At 43.6% G+C, this 14,760-nt stretch carries 11 protein-coding genes and 1 pseudogene; 5 read left to right on the plus strand and 7 right to left on the minus strand.

Features of this window, described 5'->3' with window-relative positions:
- The first annotated feature begins 19 nt into the window (after positions 1-19).
- Both AACT52_RS33030 and AACT52_RS33035 read left to right on the plus strand, forming a co-directional pair.
- On the plus strand, positions 20-1,306 hold the full coding sequence (locus AACT52_RS33030; RefSeq protein WP_083630693.1) for a serine hydrolase domain-containing protein: 1,287 nt from the start codon (positions 20-22) through the stop codon (positions 1,304-1,306).
- A gap of 38 nt (positions 1,307-1,344) precedes the next feature.
- Positions 1,345-3,030, plus strand: a complete 1,686-nt coding sequence (locus AACT52_RS33035) for a M14 family metallopeptidase (RefSeq protein ID WP_073634836.1) — start codon at positions 1,345-1,347, stop codon at positions 3,028-3,030.
- A gap of 118 nt (positions 3,031-3,148) precedes the next feature.
- Here AACT52_RS33035 and AACT52_RS33040 read toward each other — a convergent pair whose 3' ends face one another.
- The gene (locus tag AACT52_RS33040) at positions 3,149-3,418 is read right to left on the minus strand and encodes a Precorrin-3B methylase (protein WP_073634837.1); all 270 of its coding nucleotides are present in this window, start codon (positions 3,416-3,418) and stop codon (positions 3,149-3,151) included.
- 202 nt (positions 3,419-3,620) lie between these two features.
- Here AACT52_RS33040 and AACT52_RS33045 point away from each other — a divergent pair, with 202 nt between their 5' ends.
- Positions 3,621-4,139 (plus strand): tetratricopeptide repeat protein, encoded by a 519-nt coding sequence (locus AACT52_RS33045; protein WP_073634838.1) that lies wholly within the window; start codon positions 3,621-3,623, stop codon positions 4,137-4,139.
- 60 nt (positions 4,140-4,199) lie between these two features.
- Here AACT52_RS33045 and AACT52_RS33050 read toward each other — a convergent pair whose 3' ends face one another.
- Positions 4,200-5,009 (minus strand): hypothetical protein, encoded by an 810-nt coding sequence (locus AACT52_RS33050; protein WP_073634839.1) that lies wholly within the window; start codon positions 5,007-5,009, stop codon positions 4,200-4,202.
- A gap of 381 nt (positions 5,010-5,390) precedes the next feature.
- Between AACT52_RS33050 and AACT52_RS33055 the strand changes: the two genes are divergently transcribed.
- Positions 5,391-5,834, plus strand: coding sequence for a response regulator (locus AACT52_RS33055; protein WP_073634840.1), 444 nt, complete (start codon positions 5,391-5,393; stop codon positions 5,832-5,834).
- A 32-nt stretch (positions 5,835-5,866) separates the two neighbouring features.
- Here the strand turns inward: AACT52_RS33055 and pcrA are convergent, their stop codons facing one another.
- The 5 genes and pseudogenes from pcrA to AACT52_RS33080 all read right to left on the minus strand — a co-directional run bounded on the left by pcrA (position 5,867) and on the right by AACT52_RS33080 (position 13,019).
- Positions 5,867-8,209 carry a DNA helicase PcrA gene (gene pcrA, locus AACT52_RS33060; RefSeq protein ID WP_073634841.1) on the minus strand — a complete coding sequence of 781 codons (2,343 nt, stop codon included), beginning with the start codon at positions 8,207-8,209 and terminating at the stop codon, positions 5,867-5,869.
- Positions 8,210-8,412: 203 nt separating this feature from the next.
- Positions 8,413-8,801, minus strand: a pseudogene (locus AACT52_RS33065) (type II toxin-antitoxin system VapC family toxin).
- Positions 8,798-9,037: a hypothetical protein gene (locus tag AACT52_RS33070; RefSeq protein ID WP_073634856.1), complete on the minus strand. Its 240-nt coding sequence runs from the start codon at positions 9,035-9,037 to the stop codon at positions 8,798-8,800. The pseudogene AACT52_RS33065 and the gene AACT52_RS33070 overlap by 4 nt, the downstream one beginning before the upstream one ends.
- 74 nt (positions 9,038-9,111) lie before the next feature.
- Entirely contained in the window at positions 9,112-12,102 is a 2,991-nt protein-coding gene (locus AACT52_RS33075; RefSeq protein ID WP_158054880.1) for a tetratricopeptide repeat protein, read from the minus strand.
- Between the two features lie 215 nt (positions 12,103-12,317).
- A complete protein-coding gene (locus tag AACT52_RS33080; RefSeq protein ID WP_073634843.1) occupies positions 12,318-13,019 on the minus strand; it encodes a YdcF family protein in 702 nt (233 codons plus the stop codon).
- 298 nt (positions 13,020-13,317) lie between these two features.
- Between AACT52_RS33080 and ctpB the strand changes: the two genes are divergently transcribed.
- Entirely contained in the window at positions 13,318-14,661 is a 1,344-nt protein-coding gene (gene ctpB / locus AACT52_RS33085) for a carboxyl-terminal processing protease CtpB (protein ID WP_073634844.1), read from the plus strand.
- The last annotated feature ends 99 nt before the right edge of the window (positions 14,662-14,760 follow it).

A 14,760-nucleotide genomic window follows, 5' to 3' on the forward strand; every position in this document is an offset into this window, starting at 1 on the left:
CAATTCTTGACAAAACCTGATGAATATGTATTCGTTTTATAAGAAGACTGTATCACTTGCTGTTGCGGCAACAGTCATTTTTGGTACGGCAGAAAGCACTCATGCAGCTTCCTTTTCTGGAAATACTGACACGACACTTGCGACAGTAAGTACCACATCTACAAACGCTATCCCAAAGGATTTAGCCCAGAAACTACAATCAACGCTGGATAAGACTATCAAGGATAAAGGCATCCCTGGTGTAGCTGTAGGTATAACCAGCCCTGAAGGGACATGGTTTGGTGCTAGCGGTGTGTCTAATTTGGCAACGGGAACTCTAGTGCGTCCAGAGGATAAATTCCCCATTGGCAGCACGACTAAACCATTTACAGCAGCAACGGTGTTATTGCTGGCAGAAGAAGGAAAGCTTTCTTTGGAAGATACTTTAGACAAATGGCTTCCAGCTTCGATTGTTAATAACATTACCGATGGAAAAAATATCACGATTCGCCAACTCTTGAATGGTACCAGCGGCATCTACGATTTTCTTAACCGGGACGAAGCTTTAATTCAGGCGGAGATTCTCAAAAATCCAACCAAACAGTGGAGTCCAGAGGAGCTTGTTGCCTATGCATACGGCAAGGAGCGTCAACCGTGGGAATATCCCTCCACAGGCATAATTTTAGCCGGGATGATTGTAGAAAAAGCAACAGGCTCTACCTTTGCTGAAGTCCTCCGCAGTCGAATTCTCGATCGCTTGGGGATGAATAATACCTTTTTTGCACCACAAGAGCAAATTCCTGGTGGATATGTCAACGGCTACTTGGATTATGACAACAATGGCACTCTTGATGATGTCACTGGTGTTAATCTGTCATTTGGGTGGACAGCTGGTGCAATTGTTTCCAACACGCAAGACTTAACAAAATTTGCTCAAGCCCTGTTCGGCGGCGAGTTGCTTTCACCCGATAGCCTGAATCAAATGCTCAACTTGGTTGATATAGGGGTTGGAGATAGCTTCAAATACGGGCTAGGCTTGACTAGCCGTGAATTTGAAGGTATTGGTAGAGCGTGGGGACACAGGGGCGATGCTATTGGGCATGGTTCCCAATGGTGGTACTTCCCCGAACTAGGTGTGACTTATGTGAATTTGCAAAATAGCCAGCCTCAAAGTGATGATATCCTCTCCTCGATGCTCAAAACTTTGTTAGCAGAAGAACTTAAGCGAGTACCAGAATCAAGTTTCAGCGGCGGATTGATCATGCTAGGTGCAGCAGGGTTCTTTTTCAAGCGCAAGCGTCCGCTGCATAATATGAAAAGCAGTTGAATGCGTAATCCCTAGCTGGTTACAACCTTGTTTTTACCATGCCAGACGTTCGGTTCGATAAATACTACGGTTATGAAGATTTAACACGTATCCTCCATGCTTATGCACAGGAATTTCCCCAGCTTGTGGGTATAGAAAGCATCGGCAAGAGCTACGAAGAGCGTGACATCTGGCTGATTACAGTCACCAATTTTGCCACAGGTTCGCATAGCCAAAAGCCCGCTTTCTGGGTTGATGGCAATATTCACGCTGTAGAAGTGGCACCATCGAGTGTATGTCTGTACCTCATACAAACATTAGCGACAAGCTACGGAACTCACCCAGATATCACTCGTTGTCTAGACACCCGCACCTTCTACATTTGCCCTCGCGTCAATCCTGATGGTGCTGAGTTGGCATTGGCGAGTTCGCCGAAATTTATTCGCTCCAGCACCCGTCCTTATCCCTATAATGAGCAAGATGAGGACGGTTTAGTCATTGAAGATATAGATGGCGATCACCGCGTCTTGATGATGCGAATTCCTGATCCTAACGGAGCTTGGAAAATCTGCCCCACCGAACCACGCCTATTAGTACCCCGTGAGCCAACAGAAACAGGTGGGCAGTATTACCGAGTCTTGCCAGAAGGACGTATAGAGAATTACGACGGTGTGCAGATTCACCTCCAGCCTACCAAGCAGGGGTTAGACTTGAACCGTAATTTTCCCAATATGTGGCGACAAGAGCATGAGCAGGCAGGTTCTGGTTCTTATCCCACATCGGAGCCGGAGGTGCGATCGCTTGTACAATTTATCAGCACTCATCCTAACATCACAGGTGCGACTACGTTCCACACGTTCAGTGGTGTTTTGTTACGCGCCTATAGCTATGCGAGCGATGAGGAATTACCTGTTAAAGACTTACGTACCTACCAGCGCATCGGCAAAAAGGGGACTGAGTTAACTGAATACCCTGCTATCTCTGGATTTCATGAGTTCCGTTATCATCCAAAACAGGTGATTGGCGGTACTTTTCACGACTGGGTTTATGAACACCATGGTGTATTTGGCTGGACAGTAGAGGTTTGGAGTCCTCAGCGCCAAGCAGGGATTACTGAGTATAAATATATTGAATGGCAACGCGAACACCCCTTTGAAGATGACCTGAAGCTACTGCGCTGGAGTGACGAACAATTGGGAGGAAAAGGCTACATTGACTGGTATCCGTTCAATCATCCCCAACTTGGTCAAGTCGAATTGGGGGGTTGGGATACTATGTATGCTTGGTCAAATCCACCACCAGAATTTTTAGAAAAGGAAATTGCCCGTTTTCCCAATTGGTTAGTGTGGCATCTGTTAATCTCTCCCTACTTGGAGATTTACGAAGCGAGTGTCCACAGCTTGGGCAATGATACTTATCGAGTGCGGCTGGTTGTACATAATACAGGCTGGCTACCTACCTACGTCACCGAAAAAGCCCTAGAGAAAAAGCTGGTGCGGGGCTGTATCTGTGAAATTGAGTTGCCTGTTGGTGCAACTTTAGAGACAGGTAAGCTGCGTGAAGACTTGGGTCAATTAGAGGGACGTGCCTATAAACCCTCAGCTCCGATTAGGCGGCATACAGATTCTACCCAGGATCGGGCGAAGGTAGAATGGGTTGTGCGCTCGCCTCAGGGTGGTACAGTTAAACTGTCAGCCCGTCATGAGCGTGCGGGAGTTGTACAGACTGAGGTGACTTTGCAGTGATGTCCATTTTTGAATATTGCCGCAAGTCATATCGTTTTAGTACAACATCAATGAACTGAGGAGCAACAACACAGGCACCTTTTAGCATATAAAGGGCGAGGTATTGCCCTGGTAGGAGCTATTTTGATTTTCGTCGTGCCGACTTGGGCGGAGTTCGGTGTGCGCCAAAGTATTTCTCACTACGATAGCGCAACCACACCCGTAATACTTGCGGAATCTGCTGTTTTTGTTCCTTAGTTAGTGTGTTGTAAAGGGCTAAGGCGCGCTCACGCTCACCCCGACAAGCAGCGTTGTTGTGAGCATCCCAATAACTACGGGCGACTCGAATCCGCCGACAAACTTCCTTAACCAGTTCTTCTCCAGAGAGTGGAGCATCTTGGTTTGCCATAGTTAGATACTATAAATTCCTAATGCCATCGTAGCGAGTCAGACTTATCCTCACAATTGCAACTGAAACGCCACCAAACAAAATTTTTCATGAAATAATTTGTCGCTCAACAGCAGTTGAGGCTAGTACTGCGTTATCGTGGGTGATAGCAGCTTTAAGCAGTTAGACCGAAGCAGAGCGTTAAAAGCAAACGCAAAAGGAAATGCAATTGTGTACTACAACTTTGACAAGAGTTGTTACTCCTGCAGCGATTATAATTCTTAGTCTGTCTGCAGTTAGTAGTGGACTAATACGATCTGTTCATGCACAAAGTACTCGTATTCATACCACAAGTAGTAATTTTAAAGGCTCGGTTAACTTGCTCAACCGAGGACGTGACAGATTTCAGCACGGAGATTATAGGGGAGCAATTTCGGACTTCAACCAGGCAATAATTCTCGATCCCAACAATGCTAACGCCTACTATAGTCGGGGTCTTTTTCTACATAAATTGGGAGACGCTTTGGGCGCGGTATCGGACTTTGATCGGGCATTACAACTCAATCCCCGCTTAGCTGAGGCTTACTTTCATAGAGCTGGTGCTCGCTATGGTATTGGAGACGAAACTGGAACAATCCTGGACTTACAGCTAGCAGCTAAGCTCTTTCTATCACAAGGAAACACAAAAGGCTATCAACAAGCACAGAATCTAATTAAACAGCTTCAGCACTTGATACAATAACTTCTAACCCCTCTTTGCTTAAAAAGAGGGGTTCTGCTTTTATGAATGCACCCAAAGAGTTTACTCCAAAGACTTGCCAACTTTACTAAGGACTTTGCCCAGTTTTTGAATTCGCCCTTTGAGTCCTCTTCCAGCAGAGTTAGCCGCCTCTTGAGTTTGTTCGCCAAGTTGGGTGAGTACTTCACCGATGTCAGCACCTTTGGGGTTGCTGCGCTTGAGAAGTTGCTTGAGTTGCTTGAGTCCGTTGGCGATCGCTTTGAGATTTTCGTCTTCAGACTTGTGTAGCAATGAGTACCACGTGTCGATACCTTTGAGAGCTACCTCTGTATCAATTTTCGTCAAGTCTCCTTCAAGGTTCTCTACTAGGGAGTCAATTTGTTCAATATGCTCCTTGTCTTCTGCTTTACCTAGTGAAGTGCCTGCTTTAGTAAGTTGCTTACCTAATTTATGCAGTGGAGTTTTTAGCTCTTTGGAAGCATCAGAACCAAAGTTAGTTGTTTGTTCGCCAATTTCAATCAGAACTTCACCAATCTCATGACCTGTGGCTTTGCCACCCTTAACAAGTTGCTTTAGCTCCTTGATAGTATTTGCAATCTCTTTAAGTTCTGGTTCTTTAGCTTTATGCAAAGAACCATACCACTGGTCAATTAAGCCCAAAGCAGCGTCTGCATCCAGCGCAGTGATATCTCCTTCAAGCGTAGAAAGAAGTGAATCTAGCTCCTCGTGGTTATCAGCACTGTGCTTAGCATCTGCTTCATTCTTATCAGCACTGTGCTTAGCATTTGCTTCATTCTTATCAGCCGCTTTCTTACCTGAAGTTTCGTCATGAGCAGCGCTGTGCTTACCTTTACTTTCTGCTTGACTAGCCATAGTGTCAACTCCGTTACTACATCAACCTAGCGTATAGGTATCACTTTATAAAGCCACTACTGTAGTTTCCTCATTCTCAAGAGCCAATGTAGAGGCATTACGTACATAGGTCATTTGGTAGAGGCTTCTTTTGATTTTCCAAGCTAATAATTTTCTAAGAATCAAATGGAATTTCTTTGTCTCATAAATTACTTGATAAAATTTTGAATAAGTAAATAATTTTCTTTTTTTAATAAGAAATTCTATTAGTAACCAGACAAATTAAGAAGAAAGCTCGTAGCAATCAATACATGAAAACTTAGTATTCATTAATTCCTTTAGCAGATGGTGAAGAGAAACAAAAGTAGCTAAGTTGTTAAAAGATTAACCCGTAAGTAAGGTATGTCAACAAAGCGCATTTTAGTAATTGATGACGAGAAAAATTTGTGTACCATTATTAAAACTTGCTTGGAATACTTGGGAGGCTGGCAAGTGCTGACATCTACTGAAGCCAGCAATGGGCTGTTCTTGGCTTCTACTCAACTCCCGGATGCGATTTTACTGGATGTAATTATGCCGAATATGAACGGACTAACGGTGCTGACTGCGCTGCAAAGTAATCCGCGTACCCGCACAATTCCAGTTATTTTGCTGACTGCTAAGGTGCAGATGCAAGATTTAAAACAATATGCACAGTTAAGCATTGCGGGAGTCATTACCAAACCTTTTGATCCGTTAAAACTAGCGGTGCAAATGGCAGAGCTATTGGAATCGGAGAGAATTGAACAATCATCTGCCGCGCATTCTTCGTCGATGCTTTGTATGAGCGGAGTGAGCGGCTTTTAAGAATCCCCTAGATTAAAATCTAGGGGAGTACGTCAACAATCCACTCGTTGCAACTGTGCAACCCTGGGGTCAATAATTTTTTGACCCATACTGTCAAATTTAATCGCTAGTGAAATTTTATTTCCCGAACCAAAAATATGAGTAATTTCTCCAACACCAAAGATTTTATGCAGAACTTTTTCGCCGACTTGCCAACTCTGTGCGGTTCCTTGCTGTCCACGGGTTGGACGCTGCGATGAATTCCCACCAGTACCTTTGGTATAAGCAACGCTTCTATGGCGAGTCATTAATAATTCTTCGGGTAGTTCGTCGAGAAACTGCGATCGCATGGCTGGTTCCCGAGAACCATAAAGGCGGCGTTCACGGGCATGGCTTATGTACAATCGTTCTTGGGCGCGAGTAATCCCTACGTAACACAGGCGGCGTTCTTCTTCCAGAGATGCTGGATCGTTCATCGAACGGTAGTTGGGAAACAATCCCTGTTCCATCCCCACCAAAAACACCACGGGAAACTCCAGCCCCTTGGAAGCGTGTAAGGTTAACAGTGAAACTGCTGTTTCTCCTTCTTTTAAGTTATCCAAATCGGAACTGAGGGCGGTACTGCTAAGGAAAGCTTGCAGGGTGACATCGTCGCTTTCTTCTTCAAATTGCAGCACGGCGTTGAATAATTCTTGGACGTTTTGCACCCTGTCTTCTGCTTCTTCCGTTCCCTGTGTTTGCAAGTCTTTAAGGTATCCAGAGTCTTCCAGCACTCCTTGCACAAGTTCAGAAACTGGAACTGTCTCCATTTGTTCTTGCAAGTTACGAATCATCTGGGCAAAGTTATTGACAGCTTTCGCAGAACGTCCTGCTAATGTATTTACTGATGTTTCATCACTTATGATTTCCCACAGAGTTGTGCCTAATTCTCTCGCGGCGTTATTCAGTGCCTCAATGGTAGCTTTACCAATACCGCGCCGGGGAGTATTTATGACTCGCGATAAACTGAGTGTATCGGCTGGGTTGGCGATCGCCCGCAAGTAAGCCAAGACATCTTTAATTTCTTTACGATCGTAAAACTTTATCCCTCCCACAACTGTGTAGGGAATTCCCAATCGCACCAATAACTCTTCAAAAGGTCGAGATTGGGCGTTGGTACGATAAAGTATGGCAAAACTTCCCCAGTTCAATTCAGGATGCTGGTTCTCTAAAGAGCGAATTTGATTGATGACGAAATCTGCTTCCGCAATTTCATCATCTGCTTTGTGAGAAAAAATTTCTTCACCTGCGCCTCTTGTTGCTTTGAGGATTTTATCAATGCGTTGGGTGTTGTTTTCAATCAGATGGTTCGCTGCTTGCAGAATATTTTCGCAAGAGCGATAATTCTCTTCCAACTTCACCATTGTGCGGGTGTCTTCGTCTGGTAAGCCGTCGCCAAAATCTTGCTGAAAGTCCAACAAGATGGTGAAGTCAGCCATTCTAAATGAATAAATGGATTGATCAGCATCACCAACCACCAAAACAGAACGGTCTGTCCAATCCCATTCACTCTTTTTGGTTTCGCCATTCGTCGCCAACAAGCGGATGAGTTCGTATTGAGTGCGGTTAGTATCCTGATATTCATCTACCAGAATATGGCGAAACTTGTTGTGCCAATAACCCAAGACTTGTTCGTTTTGCTGAAACAATCTTACAGGAACGAGGATAAGGTCATCAAAGTCCAAGGCGTTGTTTTCTGCAAGCCGGCTTTGATAATGATTGTAAACTTCTGCAATCACCCTGCCGCGATAATTCGGCTGTTCTCTCTCAAATTCTTTAGGTGATAACCCTTGGTTTTTGGCGTTACTAATGGCGTAGCGCACAGAACGGGGTTCAAACTTCTTGTCGTCTAAGTTGAGCTGTTTAGTAACAATTTCTTTAACAAGGCTTTGGGCGTCGGACTCGTCAAAGATAGAAAAATTCCGCGTCCACTGGCGTCCTTTTTCGTCTTGGTATTTATCGATATCAAAGCGGAGAACGCGAGAGAACAGACTGTGGAATGTACCGCACCACATATCTTTGATAAAGCTTTTCCAGACTTTCGACTTCAGCTTGGTTTGGTCGTATTCTGGTAACAAATCAAACCGCTCATTGTATTCTGTCATTGCCAGGCGATCGGCAAATAACTTTTGAATACGCTCTTTCATCTCGCGTGCGGCTTTATTGGTGAACGTCACCGCCAAGATATTTTCTGGATCGACGCGGTGTTGCAAAATAAGGTTAGCAATGCGATAAATCAGCGCTCGTGTTTTGCCGGAACCCGCACCAGCAACAACTAGTAAGGGACCGCAGTGATGTTCAACAGCACGGCGTTGACTGGGGTTGAGGTGACTGAGGAAGTCTGTGGTTGTTGTCATGGGTGTGAGGAGTACGTAGAACTAAGCAGCAGGTATCGCTTAGGTTGAAATAGAGAGAAAAGGTAACTATTGCTAAGGCTACACTATCCTAGCGAAACTCAGTTAATATATTAAGGATGTAAAATGGCAATTCGCTTGGTCAAAAAGCCTTTGCTTAAAAGCCAAACTAGCCGTTACGGCTTTATCATAATTTATAGAATTAACTACTTAAGTGTTTGTATATTAGGATAGTTTAGGATTTTCGCGTCTACAGTTAACAAAGGACAGCCATAAATTCTGGCTGTAGCGACAATAATTTGGTCAAACGGGTCACTGTGAAACGGCTTAATTGAGTTGAATCGACTACTATTGGCAGCGTGAAATCAAGTAGCTGTACACCTGGGTAAGCCAAAGCTTCTTCCAGCCATTCCCGAGTTGAACAAGAGAAAACAAGCCGATTTTTTTCTACTAATTTAGCAACTTCCCAACAAGAAACAATACTGACTCCCAAACCTTGAGATTGGTATTCTTCTATCCACTCTCGATGTTTTTTAGTAAGTCGTGCGTTGTCGTCAACCCACCAAACCCAAATATGAGTGTCAAGTACAATCATTGCAAAAATTCCCAATCCTCCAAGGCGACGGGTTCTGTTGGATCATCGTAACGAATGACTGTACCACGTAATGGATAACGATTTTTCTCTGATTGAGAATTCACTGCATCTTGAGGTTGTGGAGTTTTCGCTTGTAGGATAATAACCTCGACGGTACCCCCCGCATGAAAAGGTAAACCTGGCAGCGTTAGAGTTCCATCTTCAGTTAAAACAGTTTCTATCTTGTGGGTGTTCATAATTTCACTTTTGTCCTTTATCTCAAACGGCATCAAAAGTTTATTTCATTTTAAACTCGCTTAGCCGTGAACACTTACAAACCATTACCAATTAAAATGAAGGGTGCCCAATAATAAGGATGACTCAGACGATTTGCCACTTTCGCTGGTAGCTTCTCACGCGTAGATTTGAGAATTCCTCTATCCTGGTCTTGAGTTACCCCTGAATAGTCGCTTGTAATCATTGCGGCTTGCGCCTGACGTAAAGCTTCAGCTTTGGTAATTTTGCCTTGACTTAAGAAAGCGTAAAAAGCATTCATTAAAGCTTGCGTACCACCATCACTCACAGACCATAAAGAAGCGATCGCAGCTCTTGCTCCTGTACGCTGTATTTGATAGCCAAAACCTAAAATTTCTTCTCCCTTCCCTATCTGATCACCAACTGCTGTTTCGCAAGCACTCAACACAACCAAATCTACATTTGGCAAAGATAACTTTTGAATATCTGGTAGGGTAATTAAATTACCATCGCCCATTAAAATAAAAGAGTATTCCGGCTTACCGTTGACAAATTTGGCATGAGTCGCCATATGGATAATTGAGTAGACATTTAAATAAGAAATCATCGCTTCGCGGTTGAAATCATTATCTAAAAGTGTCTTGGTTCCTGGCATCATCGTAGCAAGGTTGTTAACTTCCGCCCCTGCATATTCCAACGCTTTAAATGGTAATGAGGTAGACTCAAGTTTTACTACGTGACGCTGTGTCGTCGCCCCAGCTAAGACTTTTATCTGAGGTAAAGGTTGAGTATCGAGTTCGGTTAAGCTCAAAGCAGTAATATTGTTAGTACGAAAACGCTGCGCTAACCATTTTTTACCGTCGTATAAAGCGGCTAGGGGAATGTAACGTAATGGTCCATCTGGCGCATAAATGATTGTTTTAGCATCTGCGTTTGCCAAGTCTTTTTCTATCGGATTAATTAAATATTCATACAACTTTTGTGCAGGAACTGTAGCATCAGATTCGGGATTTTCTAATGCACGACGAAAATCTACAATTGCCCGATTGAGTTCTTCTTTTTTAATAGGAACGCTATAATGAATTGGCGGTGTATTTGGGCTTGTTAATACCAGTTCCAAACTATTGTCTAAAATTAATGGATACAGCAAAACAGCGCTTTGGTTGAGACGCTTCAAGTTGTCTCGCAAGCTGTTCAGATTCTCCAGTGGTATAATCTGTTGTACCGCTTTTGGGCTAAGCTGTTCTAACCAAGCATTCACTTCTGGGCTGTCGATAAATTGGTTAAATTCTGTGATTAGATTTGCCTCTAATTCGACAATCTTTGCGATTTGGTCAGGTTTTCTGTTGGTTGATGGAATTTTTTGCAGTTCGCCGAGTTGTCTGCTGATTTTAATTTGTCTATCAGCTACGGCTTTCAACCCTTGATTAATTGACTGTTCTGGAGATAGTGACTCAACTCCTTTAACGGTTCTTTGATTACCTCGGACATCACCCAGGTAATCGTCTAGTTCTTGAATTTTGAGTAAATCTAAAACTTGCTGTGCTTCCAGAACTCTGTTTTGTTGCAGCAGTAACTCAGCTAAGCGGCGATAGGTATCAGCAATGGTTGCTGTGTAAGATTGCTGTTGTTCTCGTGGAAGCGATCGCAATTCAGCGCGTATGCTTTCCGTTATGTTGACAGATTGCTTATAGAAAATAATTGCTAATTGTGGCTTGTTTTGTCGCGCCAGTAAATCGCCGATATTTCCTAGGGTAATTCTTTCAGTAGGTTTGTCACCAACTTCTCGACTTACTGCTAATGCTTGCTGGTATGACGCCAATGCTTGAGAATAATTGCCCATACCTTTGTAAGCGCTTCCCATACTATCAAAGGTACGCCCAGCAACAGCGCGATCGCCTACTTGTTGAAGAACAGTCAACGCTTGCTGGAGAACAGTCAACGCTTGCGAATATTGTCCCAATTCTTGATACGCAAAACCTATATTGTTAAGAGTGCTGCCAACATTTTGCTGATTCCCAATCTTTTGAAAAACTGCTAGAGCTTGCTGATAATAATCAATAGCTTCAGAATATTTCTTCATCTCATTATAGGCGAAGCCAATATTATTAAAAATCGTGCCTTCGCCTAAGCGATTACCCATTCTTTTCCAAATGACTAAAGCTTGTTGATAGAATTTTAGTGCTTGAGAATATTCACCAAGTTGGCTGTAAACTAGTCCGATATTATTGAGGATATTTGCTGATGTAGGTTCTTTGGTATTTTGGACATTGGCTAAAGCTTGCCGGAAAAACTTGAGTGCTTGGGAATACTGTCCTGTTTCGTAATAAACTCCCCCAATGCTATTAAGGGTATGGGGAATACCTGGTTTGCCATCAATTTGTTGTCGAAGCGCAAAGCTTTGCTGATAGTATTCCAGTGCTTGAGAATAGTCACCCATTGACTGATAAATGCCCCCAATATTATTAAGGGTATCAGCAGTGCCTTTGCGATTATCTACTTCTTGCCTAATCGCTAAAGCTTGCTGATAAAAATCCAGTGCTTTTGGATACTCACCTAAATTATTAAAAATTGCTCCCAACCTATTAAGCGTGTCGCCAAGATTTTCCTTGTCATCTATTTCTCGAAAAATGACTAATGCTTGGTTGAAAAAATCTTTTGCTTGCAAGTACTGAGTCTTTTGGTAGTAAATTTTGCCAATATTGTAGAGAGTTTTGGCAATATCATCTTTTTTGCCAGTTTGTCGATAAATCGCCAGAACTTTTTGGTAAACTTCCAGGGCTTTTTGCAACTGACCGCTTTTATACAGTTGATCTGCTTCTTGCTTTAAGTTTTCAGGCTGTTGTGCGAGTAAGTACGCCTTTGGTAGATTATGCAAAGAGCTACCAGTTCCAGGTGCTTGTACCCGGAAGATTGTAACGGCTTTTGCTGTGAGTCCATATGATGAGGAGAGCGAAAGTAACAAGGTTGCGGCGATGGTGCAAAGCGCCGTACCCTTTGGGGCGATCGCCCAAGGGGCACAGGCATTACCAATCGCACTTAGACGGTTAATATGAGACGAGTCCATAAGTAAAGCCTTAGTACAGCATTTCATTAATTCGTAGCGGATTCAATTTGGCAAGACTCTGCGTCACGAATGCCCGTTCCTCACGGATGGTGTAGCCCTCCAAGAGTAGCGCTGGTTCACCGCGTTCCTCTGCGTTTAAAAAAGTTGCGAACTTATACCGGACATAATTTTTCGATTTCGTTACCCAATCCCTAATCCCTAATCCCCAGTCCCCTTCACTCCCAAATCCGACCTTGACGTTCACATTTGAAACGCCGATTCAGCCAAAAGTCCATATTCACCTCTGTCAATCTCATAACATAGGCGCATTTCGGTTGAATAATCGGACTTAAAGGTGCCCATAACAAACTACGCGTGACATCTAATCCTGTTTTCAGCCAAGACTCGTGATTACCTGGAACACCTTGCTCTTGAACAATGTCTGTTTCCACCCAAATACCTTGAACACCAAAAAGAATTTGTGCCATCCATTTCGCTCGTGGTAAATGTGTCTCTGAAGTAATCAGCTTCACCTTATGTACCCGCCAACGGCGGAGGATGGGAATCGAATAGTAAAAATTACCAAACGTAGAATCCGCGCACTTTTCCAACCAAACATTTTGCATTCTCTGAAGCGCTTCGCGTTGAAAAATGAGCCAAATACAGGGGTCGGGAGAACCTCGAGAAATTAAGATAGGGGTTTGCGGGTATTGTTTTGCCAACTTGGCAACATGAATTTCCCGACTAATGCTGCCACCTAGCACAAAAAAGGCATCTATGGGCTTGGAAGATGCAGAAATAATGGTTATAGTGTTAACAATCAGGCAGATAACTACCACAAAACACAGCCCAAAAGTTAACCTTTGTAAAAATTGCCACTTTCTCCGCAATTGCTTTGACGCTGGGCTAGGTTGACTGTTTGTCACTTTACGTTTCATAAGGTACTCAATACAAGCTTTTTTCCTAAAGTTGGCAACACAAGTTGAGCCAGCTAAGTGCTATTTTAGAAAGTAATATTGAATGCTTAGATGGCACTGATGAAAGCGCCACATAGTGGCAGTAAGCTTGCGGGAGAAGTAAGCTAGAGTTAAAAAGCTGCTTCTGGCAGTATCCAGTATTATGGAGAAACATCAAGGAAAAGTGATGAAAAAAGTCTAATTGAGAAGAAAAACTTATAAAATCCTGGAAAGCCGGATTGCTACACTGTCAACAACACAATTATTCCAGCTAATATACATGAATCGATCTGCGAAACGTTACTCGCCGCTCCAAGTAGCCTTTCTTAGCGGAGCAATCGCCTCAACCGCTACATTGTCCGCTCTTGGTCCAGTTTGGTGTCGCTCTGTGCGTGCAGCTCTGCAAGATAGCCCGAAAGCAACACTTGACCAAGTCTGGCAACTAGTGAATCGTGAATATGTAGATGGCTCATTTAACAAACAAGATTGGCTAGCAGTGAGGCAGACTCTGCTCAGTAAAGACTACACTTCGCGTGAAGAAGCATACACTGCTATCCGCCAAGCCTTAGAAAAGTTGGGAGATCCTTACACTCGGTTTATGGACCCCAAACAGTTTGAGGCTCTAACCAACCAAACATCTGGTGAAGTCACTGGAATTGGTATTCGGATGGAATTGAACGAGCAAACTAAAAAGCTCACCGTTATCGAAGCTATAGAAAATTCCCCTGCACTAAAAGCAGGTATTAAAGCTGGGGATATTATTTTAGCAATTAACGGCACACCCACTAGCCAAATGAAAGTGGAAGATGCGTCAAAGCTGATTCGCGGCAGAGCTGGTACTAAGTTGACTTTGCGGCTAGGAAGGGATGGAAAGAGCGCTTTTGATGTGGCTCTGACACGGGCAAGTATTGAAGTGCCGACAGTGCGTTACAGTTTGAAGCAAGAAGGCGATCGCCGTATTGGCTATATCCGGCTGCGTGAGTTTAGTGCCCATGCTGCAACTCAAATGCGACGAGCGATCAGTGATTTAAATGCCAAGCAAGTCGATGGCTATGTCTTGGATCTGCGTAGCAACCCAGGCGGTTTATTGCAGTCGAGCATTGAAATTGCCCGGATGTGGATGGATAACGGTGCAATTGTCAAGACAGTGGATCGTAAGGGAGGAAGTGAAGAAATGAAGGCAAATCACACTGCCCTCACAAAACGCCCCTTAGCAATACTCGTAGATAACAATTCAGCGAGTGCTAGCGAAATCCTCACAGGCGCACTCAAAGATAATAACCGAGCAGTCGTTGTTGGCGGTCAAACCTTTGGCAAAGCTTTAGTACAGTCAGTTCATGAACTGCCAGATGGTTCCGGCGTCGCAATCACCATTGCCCATTACTACACTCCCAAGGGAACAGATATCAATCATAAAGGAATTGCGCCAGATATCAAATTAGAACTGACACAGGCACAACAGCGTCAACTCGCCGCAAATCAAAATTTGCTGGGAACTCAGAATGATCCTCAATACGCACGTGCGCTAGCAGCTCTATCTAGCAACAACTTTGCTCAACCCCCTCAGCAAAATCGACCGTTGCAACAACCGATGAGCAATAGCTCGGTAAATTTAAAATTTTAAGATTTAAAATTTTAGCTGAGCTTCCAGATTTTGGATTGGGAATGCTGGACAGAAATTAGGAATTATCAATTATGAATGCTGAATTATGAAAAATTCATA

Origin of the sequence: Scytonema sp. HK-05 (assembly GCF_963872035.1) — a bacterium.
In the GTDB taxonomy this organism is placed as follows: Bacteria; Cyanobacteriota; Cyanobacteriia; order Cyanobacteriales; family Nostocaceae; genus Kalymmatonema.